Annotated in this window: 21 protein-coding genes; 11 read left to right on the top strand and 10 right to left on the bottom strand. The window is 47.7% G+C overall.

The features are described from left to right. Positions 1-3 precede the first annotated feature (3 nt). The 3 genes from AC6EMZ_RS08035 (at position 4) to AC6EMZ_RS08025 (ending at position 4,147) form a co-directional block, all read left to right on the top strand. Positions 4-1,773, top strand: coding sequence for a terminase ATPase subunit family protein (locus AC6EMZ_RS08035; protein WP_409255329.1), 1,770 nt, complete (start codon positions 4-6; stop codon positions 1,771-1,773). A 1-nt stretch (position 1,774) separates the two neighbouring features. After that, positions 1,775-2,791: a phage portal protein gene (locus AC6EMZ_RS08030; protein WP_409255330.1), complete on the top strand. Its 1,017-nt coding sequence runs from the start codon at positions 1,775-1,777 to the stop codon at positions 2,789-2,791. Between the two features lie 423 nt (positions 2,792-3,214). Continuing rightward, a complete protein-coding gene (locus AC6EMZ_RS08025; RefSeq protein ID WP_498402300.1) occupies positions 3,215-4,147 on the top strand; it encodes a hypothetical protein in 933 nt (310 codons plus the stop codon). 97 nt (positions 4,148-4,244) lie between these two features. Here AC6EMZ_RS08025 and AC6EMZ_RS08020 read toward each other — a convergent pair whose 3' ends face one another. From AC6EMZ_RS08020 to AC6EMZ_RS07995, 6 genes are all read right to left on the bottom strand, one after another. Then, on the bottom strand, positions 4,245-6,518 hold the full coding sequence (locus AC6EMZ_RS08020; protein ID WP_498401945.1) for a replication endonuclease: 2,274 nt from the start codon (positions 6,516-6,518) through the stop codon (positions 4,245-4,247). Then, a complete protein-coding gene (locus AC6EMZ_RS08015) occupies positions 6,508-6,783 on the bottom strand; it encodes a DUF5405 family protein (RefSeq protein WP_123427353.1) in 276 nt (91 codons plus the stop codon). The genes AC6EMZ_RS08020 and AC6EMZ_RS08015 overlap by 11 nt, the downstream gene beginning before the upstream one ends. A 19-nt stretch (positions 6,784-6,802) precedes the next feature. After that, positions 6,803-7,015: a DUF2732 family protein gene (locus AC6EMZ_RS08010; RefSeq protein WP_498401944.1), complete on the bottom strand. Its 213-nt coding sequence runs from the start codon at positions 7,013-7,015 to the stop codon at positions 6,803-6,805. Positions 7,016-7,079: 64 nt separating this feature from the next. After that, complete coding sequence (repB, locus tag AC6EMZ_RS08005; protein WP_449566996.1) at positions 7,080-7,580, bottom strand: phage replication protein B; 501 nt, start codon at positions 7,578-7,580, stop codon at positions 7,080-7,082. Next, positions 7,568-7,747, bottom strand: a complete 180-nt coding sequence (locus AC6EMZ_RS08000) for a hypothetical protein (protein WP_123428134.1) — start codon at positions 7,745-7,747, stop codon at positions 7,568-7,570. The genes repB and AC6EMZ_RS08000 overlap by 13 nt, the downstream gene beginning before the upstream one ends. Beyond that, positions 7,747-8,022: a regulatory phage cox family protein gene (locus AC6EMZ_RS07995; RefSeq protein ID WP_123427346.1), complete on the bottom strand. Its 276-nt coding sequence runs from the start codon at positions 8,020-8,022 to the stop codon at positions 7,747-7,749. The genes AC6EMZ_RS08000 and AC6EMZ_RS07995 overlap by 1 nt, the downstream gene beginning before the upstream one ends. 119 nt (positions 8,023-8,141) lie before the next feature. Here AC6EMZ_RS07995 and AC6EMZ_RS07990 point away from each other — a divergent pair, with 119 nt between their 5' ends. The 3 genes from AC6EMZ_RS07990 to AC6EMZ_RS07980 all read left to right on the top strand — a co-directional run bounded on the left by AC6EMZ_RS07990 (position 8,142) and on the right by AC6EMZ_RS07980 (position 10,081). Next, positions 8,142-8,441, top strand: a complete 300-nt coding sequence (locus tag AC6EMZ_RS07990) for a helix-turn-helix domain-containing protein (protein ID WP_123427344.1) — start codon at positions 8,142-8,144, stop codon at positions 8,439-8,441. Between the two features lie 114 nt (positions 8,442-8,555). Beyond that, a complete protein-coding gene (locus tag AC6EMZ_RS07985; protein WP_498401943.1) occupies positions 8,556-9,569 on the top strand; it encodes a phage integrase in 1,014 nt (337 codons plus the stop codon). A gap of 203 nt (positions 9,570-9,772) precedes the next feature. Beyond that, positions 9,773-10,081, top strand: coding sequence for a hypothetical protein (locus AC6EMZ_RS07980; RefSeq protein WP_498401942.1), 309 nt, complete (start codon positions 9,773-9,775; stop codon positions 10,079-10,081). A 74-nt stretch (positions 10,082-10,155) separates the two neighbouring features. Here AC6EMZ_RS07980 and AC6EMZ_RS07975 read toward each other — a convergent pair whose 3' ends face one another. Continuing rightward, positions 10,156-10,638: a glutathione peroxidase gene (locus AC6EMZ_RS07975; RefSeq protein WP_498401941.1), complete on the bottom strand. Its 483-nt coding sequence runs from the start codon at positions 10,636-10,638 to the stop codon at positions 10,156-10,158. A gap of 267 nt (positions 10,639-10,905) precedes the next feature. Further along, positions 10,906-11,385 (bottom strand): hypothetical protein, encoded by a 480-nt coding sequence (locus AC6EMZ_RS07970; RefSeq protein WP_498401940.1) that lies wholly within the window; start codon positions 11,383-11,385, stop codon positions 10,906-10,908. Between the two features lie 390 nt (positions 11,386-11,775). Between AC6EMZ_RS07970 and AC6EMZ_RS07965 the strand changes: the two genes are divergently transcribed. Both AC6EMZ_RS07965 and AC6EMZ_RS07960 read left to right on the top strand, forming a co-directional pair. After that, positions 11,776-12,270: a hypothetical protein gene (locus AC6EMZ_RS07965; protein ID WP_498401939.1), complete on the top strand. Its 495-nt coding sequence runs from the start codon at positions 11,776-11,778 to the stop codon at positions 12,268-12,270. Between the two features lie 214 nt (positions 12,271-12,484). Further along, positions 12,485-12,916 carry a hypothetical protein gene (locus tag AC6EMZ_RS07960; RefSeq protein WP_498401938.1) on the top strand — a complete coding sequence of 144 codons (432 nt, stop codon included), beginning with the start codon at positions 12,485-12,487 and terminating at the stop codon, positions 12,914-12,916. Between the two features lie 192 nt (positions 12,917-13,108). On the opposite strand, the gene AC6EMZ_RS07955 is transcribed toward AC6EMZ_RS07960, so the two are convergent. Next, the gene (locus tag AC6EMZ_RS07955) at positions 13,109-13,486 is read right to left on the bottom strand and encodes a RidA family protein (RefSeq protein WP_498401937.1); all 378 of its coding nucleotides are present in this window, start codon (positions 13,484-13,486) and stop codon (positions 13,109-13,111) included. A gap of 383 nt (positions 13,487-13,869) precedes the next feature. Here AC6EMZ_RS07955 and yegS point away from each other — a divergent pair, with 383 nt between their 5' ends. The 3 genes from yegS (at position 13,870) to AC6EMZ_RS07940 (ending at position 16,700) form a co-directional block, all read left to right on the top strand. Continuing rightward, entirely contained in the window at positions 13,870-14,769 is a 900-nt protein-coding gene (yegS, locus tag AC6EMZ_RS07950; RefSeq protein ID WP_498401936.1) for a lipid kinase YegS, read from the top strand. Between the two features lie 522 nt (positions 14,770-15,291). Further along, positions 15,292-15,999: a hypothetical protein gene (locus AC6EMZ_RS07945; RefSeq protein ID WP_498401935.1), complete on the top strand. Its 708-nt coding sequence runs from the start codon at positions 15,292-15,294 to the stop codon at positions 15,997-15,999. Between the two features lie 221 nt (positions 16,000-16,220). Continuing rightward, entirely contained in the window at positions 16,221-16,700 is a 480-nt protein-coding gene (locus AC6EMZ_RS07940) for an Hcp family type VI secretion system effector (RefSeq protein ID WP_498401934.1), read from the top strand. A gap of 185 nt (positions 16,701-16,885) precedes the next feature. Here AC6EMZ_RS07940 and AC6EMZ_RS07935 read toward each other — a convergent pair whose 3' ends face one another. After that, a complete protein-coding gene (locus AC6EMZ_RS07935; RefSeq protein ID WP_498401933.1) occupies positions 16,886-17,659 on the bottom strand; it encodes an ABC transporter ATP-binding protein in 774 nt (257 codons plus the stop codon). Between the last annotated feature and the right edge of the window lie 4 nt (positions 17,660-17,663).

Below are 17,663 nucleotides of genomic sequence, written 5' to 3'. Positions count from 1 at the left end.
AGAATGACCATTTCGACCGACTTATCACTGTTAAATGACCCAAGACGACAGGCGCGCCTGTTGTACTGGCAAGGGTTCGCCGTGCCGCAAATTTGCGACATGCTGCAGGTGAAGCGCCCGACGGTGCAGAGCTGGAAGCAGCGCGACGGATGGGAGGACACCGCGCCGATTAATCGTGTCGAATCGACATTAGAGGCGCGGCTGATTCAGCTCTACGCAAAGCCTGACCTGACGCCATATGATTTCAAGGTCGCTGATTTTCTTTCGCGCCAGATGGAACGGCTCGCGCGCGTCAATCGTTACGGCCAGACCGGAAACGAGGCGGATTTAAACCCCAACGTGGCGAACCGCAACAAAGGCGATCGCAAAAAACCGAAACGTAATTTCTTTAGCGATGAAGCCATCGAGAAGCTGGAAGAGATTTTCCTCGACCAGTCGTTTGAGTATCAGCTCAACTGGCATAAGGCCGGGCTTGAGCACCGCATTCGCCACATCCTTAAATCGCGTCAGATTGGCGCGACGTTCTACTTTGCGCGTGAGTCACTGCTGCGCGCCCTTAAAACCGGACAAAACCAGATATTTTTGTCAGCGAGTAAGACACAGGCGTATGTGTTCCGTAAGTACATCATCGCCTTTGCGCGTCTTGTCGACGTCGACCTGTCAGGCGACCCGATTGTCATCGGTAACAACGGCGCAGAGCTGATTTTCCTCGGCACCAACTCCAACACCGCACAGAGTCACAACGGCGACCTGTATGTCGATGAAATTTTCTGGATACCCAATTTCCAGCGGCTGCGCAAAGTGGCGTCAGGGATGGCGTCACAGTCGCACCTGCGCACCACCTATTTCTCAACCCCATCCACGCTGGCGCACGGGGCTTATCCGTTCTGGTCAGGCGAGCTGTTTAACCGGGGGCGCAGCAGCGCCGCCGACCGGGTCGACATCGATATCAGCCACAAAGCGCTCGCCGGTGGCGTGCTCTGCCCGGATGGGCAGTGGCGGCAGATCGTCACCATCGAGGACGCGCTCGCCGGGGGCTGCACCCTGTTCAATCTGGATCAGCTGAAACAGGAAAACAGTGCCGACGATTTCCGCAATCTGTTTATGTGCGAATTCGTCGACGACAAGGCGTCGGTGTTCCCGTTCGAGGAGCTGCAGCGCTGCATGGTCGATGCGATGGAAGAATGGGAGGACTTTGAACAATATGCCGACCGTCCGTTTAACTGGCGCCCGGTATGGATTGGCTATGACCCGTCACACACCGGCGACAGCGCAGGCTGTGCGGTACTGGCTCCGCCACTGGTTGCCGGTGGCAAGTTCCGCATCCTTGAGCGTCACCAGTGGAAAGGCATGGACTTTGCGGCGCAGGCCGAGGCCATTCGTTCACTCACTGAAAAATACACCGTCGACTATATCGGCATCGATGCGACCGGCATCGGCCAGGGTGTTTACCAGCTTGTGCGCTCATTCTTCCCGGCGGCGCGCGCCATCCGCTACACACCGGAAATGAAGACCGCGATGGTGCTGAAAGCAAAAGACACCATTCGACGCGGGTGTCTGGAATATGACGCCGGTGCGACAGATATCACGCAGTCATTTATGGCTATCCGTAAAACCATGACCAGCAGCGGTCGCAGCTCAACCTATGAAGCCAGCCGCAGTGAAGAGGCCAGCCACGCGGATATCGCATGGGCGACCATGCACGCCCTGTTAAACGAACCGCTTTCCGCAGGGAGCGGGATGCACTCAACCTCAATTCTGGATATTAACTAAGATGAAAAAACGACAGAAGAAACCAGCCACCATGACCGCCAGCGCCCCCCAAAAAATGGAGGCGTTCACCTTTGGTGAGCCCTCTCCGGTTCTGGATCGCCGCGACATCCTCGACTATGTCGAGTGTATTAATAACGGGAAATGGTACGAGCCGCCGGTCAATTTCTCGGGGCTGGCGAAAAGCCTGCGCGCCGCCGTACACCACAGCTCGCCGATTTACGTAAAACGTAACATTCTCACGAGCACCTACATCCCGCACCCGTTGCTGTCACGTCAGGATTTTAGCCGCCTTGTGCTCGATTATCTGGTCTTTGCCAATGGCTACCTTGAGAAGCGAATGAGCGTGACCGGCCAGCTCATGAAGCTGGAAACCTCCCCGGCAAAATACACCCGCCGTGGTGTCGAGGATGGCGTTTACTGGTACGTGTCGAACTACGCCCAGCCGCACGAATTTGCACCCGGCTCGGTGTTCCATTTGCTTGAGCCTGATATCAATCAGGAGCTTTACGGGATGCCGGAATACCTGAGCGCGCTTAATTCCGCCTGGCTGAATGAATCCGCCACGCTGTTTCGTCGCAAGTATTATCAGAATGGCGCGCACGCGGGTTACATCATGTATGTGACCGACGCTGCGCAAAGCAGCACGGACGTCGAATCGTTGCGTGATGCGATGCGCAACTCAAAGGGACTCGGGAATTTCAAAAACCTGTTTTTCTACGCGCCCAACGGAAAACCGGACGGGATTAAGATCGTCCCGTTGAGTGAGGTCGCCACCAAGGATGACTTTTTCAATATCAAAAAGGTGAGCGCCGCTGACCTGCTCGATGCGCACCGTGTGCCGTTCCAGTTGATGGGCGGCAAGCCCGAGAATATTGGCTCAATGGGGGATGTTGAGAAGGTAGCAAAGGTGTTTGTGCGTAACGAGCTGTCACCACTGCAGGAGCGATTCAAAGAGATTAACGACTGGCTCGGGATGGAAGTGATCCGCTTTAAAGATTACAGCCTCGAATCAGAATAAAACCCGCCAAAAATGCCGCCTCCGGGCGGCATCATCATCGACCGCCTCTGACACCCCACATGCGACGTAAACACCACCACCGCATCATCGCAGATCCGCGAAGCGACAGCGCAACCACAACGCCCTCAGGCGCATTAAATTAAATGCCGTCACCACCACTGGCGCGCAATGCTTTCCCCGCCACGCCTGCCCGCTTCATGGGGCGCTTTTGATGCAGGTGCATCAGTTTGCCTGAGCCGCGCCAGCACTGGCGCTAGATGGCAAATATCGATATCAATAATAAATGCAAATTCATGCAGCTAAGAAACGCACGTCCCTAAAAGCACTGAATTCATCAAGAAAAATGCCATATTCAGAGCACCTTTTTTACTGATATAGTTTTAGCATTAGCATGAAAATTTTGCAGGTACCCCATTGAAAGATATGAATCCCAAAGGTAATGCTTCAAGGGTTTGCGCAGCATTCGGATACTATCCATACGCAATAGACATAGAGGATCAACGTTTTAGCGTGAAGACTTCACCAAGTTTGCATCAATCAATAGTTGATGTTAACAGTCATCCAAATGTAGTCAAAGATTGGATTTACCCTGGAGCAAAACAGGTGCATATCATGGCGAATGGAATAAAATCTATGCCATATAACACCAGGGTGTTTGGTTTACCAAAAACACATTACCTCCAGTTAAATGGCAAGTGGAGCTCCGATGGCTTAAATTTCGTTATATGGTGCTTATCATTTTTCATGGGTATTAGGCTTACAACTACTGACGCAGGTTTTCTCGATGCTGCATCAATTAAACCTAATAAGCTAGTCGACTTTGTAATGACACCTGCTAATACTCGAAGCATCATAAACATATCTCTGGATTTCATTGAAGATAAAAAAAATCATCATGCAATTCCACGCTTACCAGCTGTTGTGCATGCTTTATTTCTATCTCAGTACCCCCAAGCTATGGGTTTTGAGAGATTTCAATACTTGTATATGGCAATTGATGGATGCTTTAAAATCTTATGGGAAGGAAGCCCTCGCGTAGATCGTCAACCAAGACACTCAGAGCGAATTGAATGGATGTGTAGCGAACTATGTATGCCCGTACCATTTTGGTCTACAGGAAAAGAGGGTATTGCCTCTCTTAGAAATGATAATTTCCATGAGGCTATTTTCTTTGGTCAACCATTAGGCTTCTCCAGCTTTAAAGGTGCTAACCAGCACAATCTACCCACTAATTTAATTGTACAGATGGAGGCATTGGTATGCAGACTCCTTGTCGCAATTTTGGGCGTCAAAGACCAAACCTATATCACATCAGCTATTGACTCACGGGAATATGTACCCTTAATCCTCACCTAAAAAAATAAGTCTTTGCCCCTGAGTATTCAGATTCTAAGTGAATGACTACACTCAAACCATTTTCCCGTTTGATTCCCTTGTCTTTAACCAAATGCCTTCACTCAAAACCCGGCCATCCATCAGTGGCCGGGTAATGGAATTTTTTATCCCCATAAATCACAGTTGCTCCGCGCGCCAGCGCGTCGAGCTCCCACCGTTCCGGGGTAATACCTTCCTGAGCCAAATCGAAGCGAATTTTTGGTATGCGCTCGCGTTCTGCTTTGGTCATCCGGGCTGATGGCGCTTGTTCTGCAGGTTTAAGGGGCGCTGCGTTTCTTTGCTGGCGATTTTTGCGCGGCGCGCCGTCTTTTGAGGCTGCTCTGAGCACCCTCATCACTTCGGGGTCATCCCATCCGATGACCCCTTTATCAATCAGATTTAACACCGCTGCGGCTTGCTCAGACGGTGTAGGTGTCATAACTGGATCACCACCGTTGGTGAGCTTTCCACAGTTATTGACAGGACTCCGAGGCGCGGCAGAGCCGCTTTTCAAAGTCAAAGGCTCAACGGCCAAAACCTTTGGAACGATGCGCCAGTCTGCGGATCGCGTTATACGGATATGACCCGCGCCGAGGTGAGGGGCATAAATGCCAACCACTCTCTCGATATCTTCCTCGTATTCGTTGACCTCATCCGTCACCTTACGGGCGACCCTGACGGTCTGGCCGTCACGCGGCATGTTTGCCCCACCCTGCGCGATGATATACAGGTCAAAATCGCCTTTATCTGCAGCCGCTCGCGCAGCCTCGACTCTGTCGTCAAACTCGCTGGCGATACTCACGCCGCGAGGCAGCTTGCGCAGTTCGCGGTAAGCGCCCATTGTCGGGAGGCCAATTGGTTTAAACTGCGGGATGCGCCATGTAGATGCCCATGCGGTGACGGCTGCGGCTGTATCTTTCAGAGGCTTGCCGGTGTCGTGGTCGAGCTGGCCGTCGAGCGCGTAACCGTCGATATTTTTGGCAATATATTTAGCGATATAACCCGCCGCGCCGCCCTGATTAAGATGGCGTGATTCAAAGCGCTGTTTTGCCGCACCCTTTTCGTGGCCGTCCTCTTTTAGCGCGTAACGACGCATAATTTCGTTAATGGCTTTACGCTGACCGGGTTTGCAAAACAGCATCATGTGCCAGTGTGGCGTGCCGTCGTGGTGCGGCTCGACAACGCGCATCCCGTAAACATCTAAATCGTTATCTTTGAAGGCGGTGCGTATCAGGCTCCAGATACGGCAGAGATAGCGCTGGCCGTCTTTGGGAGTGAATGCGGTTTCGTTCCAGCCGTGATTAAGCTGTACCGTTTTGTTTTTGCCTTTGCCGACCTGTCGGGTCGGGTGATACTTCGACGGCGTGGTCAGCGTGATAAACATTCCAACGTCACCAACGCTGGCCGCGTAGCGCTCAATCCCGGCGATAGTGTTCATCAGCTCCATACGACGGATTTCAGGGTTTGAGATACTCCCCATGACCTTGCTGATGAGGTCGATACGTTCGCCGGTGATTTTGTTTTCCAGCTCGCATGATTTGAGGTATTCAAGATTAGCCAGGCGGCGCGCGTGAACATCGCGGATCGCCCTTTTGCTTGCGTAAGGTGAGCGGTCTTTATTGACCTCACCGGCAGCGATGAGCAGCGCCTCGCACCAGCGCATACGTTGCGCTTTGAGCTGGTCAACCCACCACTCATCCTTAATCAGACGGGAAATAGCGGAAAACGCCTGTCGGATCGTCATCTGACCCTTACGGTATTTTTTCCAGTTCATCGGTGTGAGGTTGAAAGCGCGCGCAACACCGGCAACTTTCCCGTATAAATGCGCCTGCGCCTCATCGGTGAAAAGAGTCTCTCTTCCGCCGTGCGCGTGAGCCCATGCGTCGCTTAACTCCTCGTATCTGCTCCAGAGCTGAGAGGCTATTCTGGCCGCAAATTTCCTTAGCTCTTTGTCGTTCATATCCGGCAGGCGTGCATATTCATCACGCGCAGACAAAAACCCAATCGAGGCGGATTCATTCATCCCGCACAGCTCATTAACACGCTCAAGACGCGGCAGCAGCTTGCGCTCAAAAGTGTTTTTGAGGAAATAGAGGCCACCAAGAGGGCTTTTGGATCGGCGGATGAAGTTATAACGCGAGGTAAAAAGCGTTTGCAGGAAAAACGGCAGGCGGTCAATCCGGTTTAAAACGCCTTGCACCTGACGGAGTTCGGCACGTGTAAGGGGTCTGTCGCGGCCAATGGCCTTGCGGGATTTATTCCACGGATAAGCACCGACGAAGGTATCACCGGTGCTTTTTGATAGTGGAGGTGGTGGCGAGGGGGCGACGCCCCCCCGATTCTCAGCGGTCATTAGCGGTGAATGCTTCCAGACATTTTTGACCTAACAGCTCAACCTGCTTTTCTAAATCGGAAAACTGACGAGCTTCACCGGTTAGAAGGTTATGCAGAATCAGGCCAGAAACGAGCTTAGGAATCGTTGGATAAAAGCCCACGATATCGAGCCACTCTTTACCGGCATTCTTTCCAGATTTTGCGATTTTCTTTTCCTGCAAAATAAACTGAAATTGGTCGCTGGTAATAACGAATCTATTATCGATAACGATATTAATGCTCATACAGTCCCTTATTAATTTATTACTGACTCAAAAGAGAATTGTGAAGCTTTTCGGATTCCTGCCCCAACAGCTCGATAATTTCAGTCCGATTCATTTCAGACTTACAAATGTGAGCTATCAAAGAATCAAGCGCCGACGCGAAACTGGTCGCCGTGACTAGCTGCGCCTCAACTGCAGCCTGTGCCAACAGTGCTTTCATATTGCTGCGAGGTGCTGATATTTCTTTATCCATTTACCTGGCTCCAGACAAAAAGATGCCCCGCACATTCAAGTGCGTAAAATGTTCAACTAGCTAATTAATGCAAATACTGTTCAGGCTTAACCGAGGTTAAAATAGTTGGGGCATATTCAAACAAGCTGAATAATTCACGGAGCGCGCGGAATAATTTCTCACGCCAATAACAAGAATCTTCATCAATGCGCCAGTAAGGCTGATTAAATTCGACCTCGCTTAAACCAGCATGAAGGAATAAAGTGCGGCGCTGGCCTACGGATAAAAAACCGATGTATGACGACTCAGAAGCACCAACCTGACGACGTTTTGAAAATGCCGCTCGTAATTCATCGATGCCACAAGCCAAACGCTCGCGGTCGACATCGTTCATTTCCTCAAAGCGCATAGTTGCATGACGCTGTTTTAACTGAGCATGAAAACATACTGTCAGGCGATCACGTTCCATCATCTGATTATAAAAATCACAAGTATCCTGCCAACGGGGAAGCGCAAGATGTTTACCGATTACAACGCGAAGTGATTGAGGTTGTTTTTGGACCAGCGCAAGAGTCATAACCGACATAGGGATAACCCTCTTGATTTAAAGATAAGTTTCGCGGTGGCAAAAATACCAAGCTTGCGGGTTCTAATGATAACGCCCTGACGTCCACGGCCATGGGTGATCGTGAAGTTAATCGAAACAGGGCTTTCATTACGGAGCAACTGGGCAATACAACGTGGCTCGGTCATCATTTGGGCTCCCCCAAACCAAGCCACATAAGCCACCCTTCACGAATTTCTTTCGGGCGGCTTTCGTAGGCAAGTTTCATTCCGTTGTTCCAAGCAGGCAGATAAATCCAATACTCCCCAGCACGACCAGATGCCGATTGAGGATCTGTCATTTCAATTACCGGCAATTTCCCTCTATCAATCATCCCCTTTACAGCACGCTCCGATTTGCCAATCAGTCTTGCAAACTCCTGATATGGCACTGCATCTGTTTGTAACGCGATTTGCTTCGCCATGCTAAAGACCCCTCAAACATTTATGAATCGCTTCTAATGTCTTATAGTGACTTATTGTGTTCATTTCTAAACACAAAACTATCTACATCTAAATCAAATGGTATTGAGATCTAAACACTATGTCAAACGCGCTGAATGAAAAACTTGTACTCATTAGAAAGTCAGAATACCTAAGCAGGCAGCAACTATCTGATTTAACAGGGATTCCATATGGGACATTAAGCTATTACGAAAGCGGTCGGTCGACACCGCCTACAGATGTGATGATGAAAATATTGAAAATGCCTCAGTTCATGAAATACACACTTTGGTTTATGACTGACCAAATTTCTCCAGAATCCGGGCAGATTGCACCGGCACTCGCACACTTTGGGCAAGAAACAACAAACTTGCCGCACTCAGACCAAAAGACTGGTTAACGCTTCATCGCAGGTACATTTTTGAAAAGTGCTTAATACTGGCCGAAAAGTACCCAGCATTTAAAAACAAGCAGTTAGCTACAAAGAGTAAACATACCTTCGGAGGGTTTTCTTATGACAATTAAGAAACTCGATGATGGTCGATATGAAGTGGACATTAGACCTGCAGGGCGCAACGGAAAGCGCATCCGCAGGAAGTTCGAAAAGAAAAGCGAAGCTATCGCTTTCGAGAAACATACGCAGTACAACCATCACAACAAAGAATGGTTAGCGAAACCGACAGATAAGCGGCATCTGTCGGAACTGACAAAAATTTGGTGGGAGTTGAAAGGCAAACACGAGACTCACGGTCGAGATTACCTGGGCAAGATTGAGCTGTTTACCAAGATAACCAGTGACCCATGTGCCTTTCAGATTACTAAATCATTGATAAGCCACTACAGCACTGTGCGGCGTTCTCAAGGCATCAAGCCATCGAGTATAAATCGTGATTTAACGTGTCTTAGCGGGATGTTTACTGCATTGATAGATGCGGAGCTATTTTTCGGGGAGCATCCTTTCCGGGGCCTGAAAAGGTTGAAGGAAGATAAACCAGAAACTGGATATCTCACGCAAGAAGAGATCGCCGAGCTTCTATCTAAAGTAGACGGAGATAATAAAAAAATTGCGATTCTTTGCCTTAGCACCGGCGCGAGATGGAGTGAGGCGGCAAAACTGAAAGCGGAAAACATCATCCAAAATCGCGTCACGTTTGTTAAGACAAAGACCAACAAGCCGCGAACCGTTCCGATATCCGAGGAGCTGGCAACAATGATCACTGCAGGTAAGCGTGGCTTTCTGTTCACTGACGCTAACTATCCAGCGTTCAGACGGCTAATGAAGGAGTTGAAACCGGACCTGCCACCGGGTCAGGCAACGCACGCATTGCGTCACAGCTTTGCCACCCACTTTATGATTAACGGGGGCAGCATTATCACGCTTCAACGGATTCTCGGGCATTCACGAATTGAGCAAACCATGACGTATGCACATTTCGCCCCTGAATACCTGCAGGACGCGATAACGCTCAATCCTTTACGCGGTGGCACTGACGCTCAGAGTGTCCACACAGTGTCCACGCTTGAGTGATTTATAGTGTTTTTCAGTGGTCTTGTGTGCCGCGCAAACCCGCATTGCACCGCTGAAAGTCCCTATTGTAAGGGCGTATAAACGCCCTTACGCAGGCTTATTTTTTTGTTATAAGCAAATCAGCTTCAGGCTACATCCCCACACTGTTTACCTTATACAAAGAATCTGGACATAATCTCTCGGTACACCGTAAAGCAGGGAAAATGAAATTGAGGCTTTTAACACTGTTTGCATTACTTTTTGCTATTCCCCTCCATGCTGAAGAGCATGATTATGGCCCACCAATCGCCGTATGCCTGAACAAGCATACGATTCCGTATATAAACACAACGATCCCTGCGGTAGACATTGTTAATGATGCTTACAAAGCGTGCGGCAATATCGTAGATGAATGGAATAACGAGCGGATATCCTTGCCCAGGGAAATGGTTATCAAACAGGATAAAGAGCTTCGGGATAGGTATATCAGAATGATTGAAATCCGCCGGAAAGCGGGTGAAGACAAAAAATAAGGGTGACTTTATTTTCACCCCTTTTAGCGTTGTCGGAAGCGCTCAACAATTGAATAGTGCACATCACCGAACACTTAAATTTCAAGTGCGGCAAGGATGGCGGCTTCCATTTTCTCCGGCGCAGTGATCGGGGCAAAACGCTTAAGCGGTTTACCGTCGCGTCCAATCAGGAATTTAGTGAAGTTCCACTTGATCCGCCCACCCAGTACGCCGGGTAATTCGTTTTTTAGATAACGAAACACCGGGTGTGCTGCGGTTCCGTTGACCTCTACTTTTTCGAACATCGGGAAGCTGACACCGTAATTAATGTGGCAGGTCTGCGCGATGTCATCGGCACCGCCGGGTTCTTGTTTACCAAACTGGTTGCAGGGGAAACCAAGCACCACCAACCCCTGGGCAGCGTATTTCTTGTAAAGCGCCTCAAGGCCACCGTATTGAGGTGTGAAGCCACAATGGCTGGCAGTATTAACGACCAGCACCACCTTACCAGCGTAGTCGACCATCGGGATGGTCTTGCCGTCCAGACTGGTGGCGGTAAGTTGATGAAAGGCGGTCATATAGGAATCCTCAAAGCAGAACCTGTTCCTGATTATGTGGCAGGTCTGGAATCGTGTACGAAACATCTTTGCAAAGTCGGACGAAAAGAACAACGAACAGGCGACCTTTGACCTGCTCCTCCGTTGATCAACACACCATGATGTTTGTGGCGTGCGTTTGGCACGGAGTTAAAGATGGTGTCATTATCGGCTGCGAGGTGCGAAACTTTGCCATCACACTATCACCTGATGGCGGACGCCCCCGTGGTCGGACAGGGATGTGGAGACTCAATCCATCCAGGGTACAGGCTCACCAATATAAGTGTGTGTGCAGCAGCGGCAAGTCACCGTAACATCCTTCCCCGAAATCAAAGGATTTACCTGTTGCAGAATCCCATTTTCATCAATAAACAGACCCGGATAAAAGCTGCTTTCACCAATGCAGACTAAATCCCTTCGCTGATGCTCATGTAGCGCCACCAACCAGAAAACAGGCTCGTTGGTATCAAGACGTCCAGATACTTCGCTGAATATTTCATCCCACGGTTTGCCAATATGTTTGATCAGAAAGTAAAACAATGGCGTATAATCCCGGCCACGCTTCTGCCGGCCATGCATTGTCTCGCGCTTTGCCAGTAGCTCATCGCCGACTTTTTTACGATTACGTTCCCAGCGATAATCAGCACCCTGATTATTAGAATGATGCCGCGTAGTCGTGTTGACGCTGCGATACAATTTACGGGACTTATTCAGTTGATGAGTACGCATAGCTCGATTTCCTGCATCCTTTCTTTAGGGAGTCGGTAAACCCTGTTGGAGCCAGATTCAACAGTTTATGACTTCATAAACAATGGCAATACCTAAAGTCAGCCTAATTCTCCTGAAATATTTTCCTACTGACAACTACCAAAAAGTCCGCTCCTGGCAAGAAGCGGACGTGTTGCATCCATCAGTTGAACTCACAGCGAAGAGCGTACATTGGCCTTGGAGGGTCTCCGGAAATTATCTAAAAGCGAATAGTATGGATTACAGGAATGCTTGCAATTCCCAACAAACTAAAAACAGCGCGAAGTCGCGATTTTTTCTGCTACTGAATAAAGTTTTTAACATTTTGGTCGTTAATTATCTTTTAGGTAGTTGTTTTTCAGGAGAAGTGTAATGACATTTACCGTCGGTGAAAACTATCCATTCAGGGACATACAGAAGCGTTATAAATCCCTGAAACCGTGCGAAAAGGGACTGTCGCAGGGCGGTTTTTTAAATCCCTCGCGTGGCAATTCCTCTACATTAATTCGTGCCATCTTTGCGCGCAGAGACGTCAATGGCCCTTTGGATAATCTATTGTTCATTTCTGGCGATAATGCGTACCGAAACTACTTCAACCGTCTTGAGAAAGTGCAAAAGGAATGTAGTCCATTCCTCTATTTTAAAGAAAACAATGGCGAGTGGTCTTATATGGGGCACAGTAAGGTGGATCGTTTACTGGAGCCCGACTCAAAAGAATTAACCCTCATGCTTGACGAAATGGGTTGCACGCTGGAAACGGTTGGTGAGGTGGGTGGCCAACCATTGTGGCAGCTTTCAGCATTAGGAGGGCAAGGTTTTATCAGACCGCGTAGACTGGAATTTATAGCGGTCTTACAGCAGGATTGATCTGCTCCCCATAATCTAACATATCTCAATGTTATCAATGTCCGTTTTTGGCACGGAGCGCGCAAACCAGTTAGTTGAAGGTCAGGTCTGAGCGAGGTGCTGAGTTACCCTGAGATCACTAATAGCTAAGAGGCTGTGCTGCCGACTATATGCATTACTACCAAAGCAGTGGGGATTCGGTTATTGTATTTAATCATTATGAATGGAACATAGCATGCGTCACAAAATTATCGGTTGGAAAAGCTTTGTCTTCGCCTTTATCACCCTGTTAGGTGGTTGTGCTACAACTGTTGTCAGTAATGAAGATGCTAAAAATGTTCCAGCAGAACGTATAATTTTAAAATCTTCCCAAACGAAAATTCCAGGCGACGCTACCCTAGTAGTCAAACGTGACTCTGGTTTCACTGGAAGTGGTTGCAACATAGTTGTTTATCTTGATGGTAGAGCAATTGCCGAATTGGATACTGGAGAGAAAGTAACATTTTATGCTCAACCCGGGGATCATGTTTTAAGTGCAAAACAGACAAGCATTTGTGTCGCTGGTTTAAAAGAAGTAGGTATAACTCTAAAGGAAAATGAAAGTAAAACTTACCGCATTGGATTCGGTGGGAACGTCGATATGTCGATAAATGCTTCAGCCTTCTAAAAGTATGCGTAGCACTAAAAATAATTAAGACGTGTTGATTCAGCATCCCTATTAACATCTTGGCTTTTGCAACCACAATGGTTATTTGTAACGGTGTCCGCTCATGGCACGGAGCGGACGGTTACGGCCTTTGGTGCTTAGTTAGATTAGCTTAGAGCATGTCTCGCGCGACATTAGGCTCTGAACAATGAATCAAAGGCCGAATATAGCCTCAATTTCTATTGATAGGTCTGGTGAAAAAAGGCGGCTGACTTCTACTAGAGAACTGGCAGGCAAGTAATATCCGTAGTTTTGGTAAAGCACTTTACGGAGTTCATCGATCGCATCAAAAGAGGTAATGAATATGGTCACTTTGATAAGCGCTGAATAATCAATTTCTTCTGTGCTGACAATTTTCCTTATTTGACTGAATATTTCTTCAGCCTGCTCAACAATGCCCTGATGTTGAGCAGTTGTGCCAAAGGCAGTTAATCCAGATATATAGAGAGTATCGCCGTGCTTTACTGAATGGACATAGGGTGCTTTTACTTCGCCTAACTCAGGATAATTCGTTCGTATTACATTGCTCATGTTGAAAACCTCTCATTAAGAACAAGTGTCTACCTTAGCATCCCCATGTTAATGCTCAAGGTTGTTTATCTGATTGTAAGTAGGTAACGTCCGCTTCTGGCACATACCCATCAATCACGTAATCAACATCACAAATCTAAAAGATACATGAATGCAGGTTTTTCTCTCAGTCAGCATCCAGCAAAGGTTGATAGCCTGATGCTATCGGCTACAGCTAAAGCGGCGTAAGCAAAAAGAGATGACGTCAGGCCATCAGCGTTATTTGATTTGAATCAGCCCTCAAGCGCAACGAACCTTAATTTCGTCCCTTTCATCCAGTTCTTACCCGCTTTTTCCTTCCCTGAGATACACTCTTGATAGAGCTAAAAAAGGGAGCACCGTGGATGGCAACATATCCAGATAGTTTACTGATCCTCAACGGCAAAAGTGCTGGCAACGATCTGTTGCGCCAGGCGATTACCGACCTGCGTGACGAAGGGGTGAATATCCACGTTCGCGTCACCTGGGAAAAAGGCGACGCCACACGTTACATTGATGAGGCCTGTCGGCTGGGCGTCGAGACCGTGATTTCTGGCGGGGGTGACGGCACGATCAATGAAATTGCCACTGCACTTATCAATCTGGATCCTGAAAAGCGCCCGGTGATGGGCATTTTACCGCTTGGGACCGCCAATGACTTCGCTACCAGCGCCGGGATCCCAGAAAGCCTCGATAAGGCGCTCCAGCTCGCCATCGTCGGCAAGGCCACCGCTGTGGATATTGCGCAGGTGAATGAAAAAACCTGCTTTATCAATATGGCGACGGGTGGCTTTGGGACGCGTATCACTAGCGAAACACCGGAAAAACTAAAGGCTGCGCTGGGCGGCGTGTCGTATTTGATTCACGGGCTGATGCGCATGGATACGCTCAAACCTGACCGCTGCGAAATCAACGGTGAAGGTTTTCACTGGCAAGGTGATGCTCTGGTGATTGGGATCGGCAACGGTCGTCAGGCGGGGGGTGGTCAGCAGCTTTGTCCCGAGGCATTGATTAACGATGGTTTACTCCAGCTGAGAATTTTCACTGGCGACGGCCTGCTTCCGGCGCTGTTTACCACGCTGACCAACCCCGAGGAGAGCCCGAATATTATTGACGGCCAGTCCGCGTGGTTTGAGGTTATCGCCCCACACGGTATGACGTTTAACCTCGACGGCGAGCCGCTCAGCGGTGAGCATTTCCGCATAACACTGCTGCCCGGCGCACTGAACTGTCGCCTGCCGCCGGACTGTGCGCTTCTGCGTTGATGCCCTCCACTAACCTCTCCCCCACGGGAGAGGTTGAGCGTAATCAAAGGAGATCCAAGAAATTAGACACTCCATGAAAAAGAACCAGACCACTTTTAAACCTGAAGTTGTTAAGTTATCAAACTACCCGCTATTACTAATCCCCAGGGTATCCCTCTTTCACACCTCGTGATTTTCGTCGCACATTTAAATCTTTAGCCGGACAAATGCAACTGTCTAAAAAATCAAGGTACGCATTCAGAATCACACAAACAATGATGTTTCTTCAAAGCATCAGGACAGCTAAGATTAATTTGTAGAAAAACTGGATACACAGTCATCTGGTAACTTAAACCACTTACATTTGTTAATTAATTCAAAATCAAAAATTGCATTGATTCTACGAATAAACAAAACTTAAACATCTAAAATACGCATAATATGTAATTTCTTTTTAATGCTCATGCAACAAAATGTGAATTACATCACATTATTACATTTAGTAAAGTCTGACCATTATGATTTATGGCAAAAGAGGATCATATGTACTACAACAATTTGATCATGGATAAAATCGGTACAGATGAACATTTAGCCGCAAGGCTCGATCAGGCTTTCGCTGGAGTAAAAGATGAGTTCATGAAATCACTGAATAACATGAATGATGGAGCGAAGCGAATCTTATACTATACCTCTTGCCTAACAGATAACTATCAAGATGTATGCAGCAAATTAAAAGAAGAAGATAAAAGATTTTTCTTAGGGTTATATCATTTAGTGAAAGATACTGATGTTGTTTTTCACATGATTTATATTTATATAAAAACTCTATTGAAAAATAGAAATGCGCAACAAAAAAAGACCATATTAGAAAGAGTTGTGCCAATTACAACTAACTATTCAGTGGGGCAAGCATCTGATGCTGCATTGATGTATGCAGTAACAAAAGCTATATGTTTGACCTACGAAATGAACGTCGCAGTGGAAAGCTCACTTGGTAAAGCAATTGCAGGACGAGCTGCGTTTGTAACCTTCGTGTTAGGCTCAGAAGGGACGATAAAGCAATCCGCTGATAGTGCTAATAATTTAAAAAAAATGTGTCCTCAGTTCTACAATGCATTATACGAAGAAACGCTTGAAATGTTGTATTTCAGCATAGAGCCAATTATAACGAAAAATGGTTACTTCAATATAAATACAGCTTCAGATGCAAAAATAGCATCTACAATAAGGAGTATGTTCAAATCATGATGTATTATTTGAAACGTATTCTAAAGTGGGTGTTAAAGCATTTTATTGATGAAATTATTAATTTAGGTGCATTCATAATTTTTATCATCATAGCAGTTACTATTGCAGTGAATATAGAAGATGCAGGAACGGTAATGGTACTCATCGGCATTTCATTATTGATAGTGCTTTTTATCTCGACATATTTATCATATTTACACCACAAAAACAGAGGATGACTTATGTCAATACCAGCTCATATATGGATGTATGATGAAGATGATTCGCCATTAGTAGGTGAATGTATTATGCCCACTCGGTTAGGCTCTACTGAAATGAAATCATTTAACCACTCGATTTGGATTCCAACAGATCATAACACAGGCAAATTAACAGGAACACGATTACATACACCAATCACATTCGAAAAAGAAATGGACAAACTAACGCCATATCTATTTCGTGCTGTATGCGCAGGGAGAACATTTTGCAAAGCCATCATTAAAATGTATAAAATTAATGAGGCTGGTATAGAATTTGAGTATTTTAATATCGAGCTTAATAATGTTAAAGTTACAAGAGTGTCACCAGTGTTATTCCCATTAGGTGTAGCTAGCGTACATCTTGAAGAAGTTGAATTGAGATATGAATCGATTAGCTGGAAGTATGTTGAAGGCAACATAATTTATAATGACTCGTGGAATGAAAGAGCCACAGCATAAATATAGAGCAAGCCCTTTACGGGCTTGCCTTGATTAGTTTACATATATAAAAAAAACTCCGGAAGGATGTCGTTTGCTCGGAAAAACTGCACCTACTATAAGGATGATGTATAAAAAAGGGGATTTCTCGGCCCCGTGCAAGTGTGGAGGAACGTTCCTGGGTTGGCATGAATCCCCATGGTTAATTAAAGGGAACCAACTTCCCGCGCCATCTCCCGACTGTACTGCTGGCTGGCATTCACCAGCATCCGCGTATAGTCGGTTTTGGCGTTTCCAGCGACCAGTTCGTCTACGGTTAACGTTTCCAGAATTTTGCCGTACTGCATCACCGCTACCTTCTGACACAGATGGGCAATCACCCCGAGATCGTGGGTCACCATCAGGTAGGTCAGATTCGACTCACGCTGGAGTTCCGCCAACAGGTTGAGAATTTCGGCCTGGACGGACACGTCCAGCGCCGAGGTTGGCTCATCCAGCAAAAGGACCTGCGGCTCCAGAATCAACGCCCTCGCAATCGCCACACGCTGGCGCTGTCCGCCCGAAAGCTGATGCGGATAGCGATCGCGAAACGCCCGGTTCAGCCCCACCTTATCCAGCAAACCGTGGATACGCCGATCCCGGTCCTGAATGCCGTGGATTTGCAGCGGCTCCTCCAGAATATCGCCAATGGTGTGACGCGGATGCAGCGACCCGTAAGGATCCTGAAACACCATCTGCACGCGACGACAGCGTTCCTGGCTGATGCGCTTCTCGAGCGGTTTGCCGTTAATCGCCAGCTCGCCGTCCCAGTGGGTGAACAACCCGGCAAGGCACTTCAACACCGTGGTTTTACCGGAACCCGATTCGCCCACCAGCCCGTAAATCTCCCCTTCCTTAACGTGAATGTTCACGTCGTCCAGCACCTGATTACGCTTTTCACCCTCGCCGAACGCGAGGTTGAGGTGTTTGATTTCGATCATCTCT

The organism is Enterobacter sp. SCRI0065, assembly GCF_059766475.1.
The sequence above is the reverse complement of the archived record's forward strand: the minus strand, read 5'-3'. Positions and strand labels throughout refer to the sequence as shown.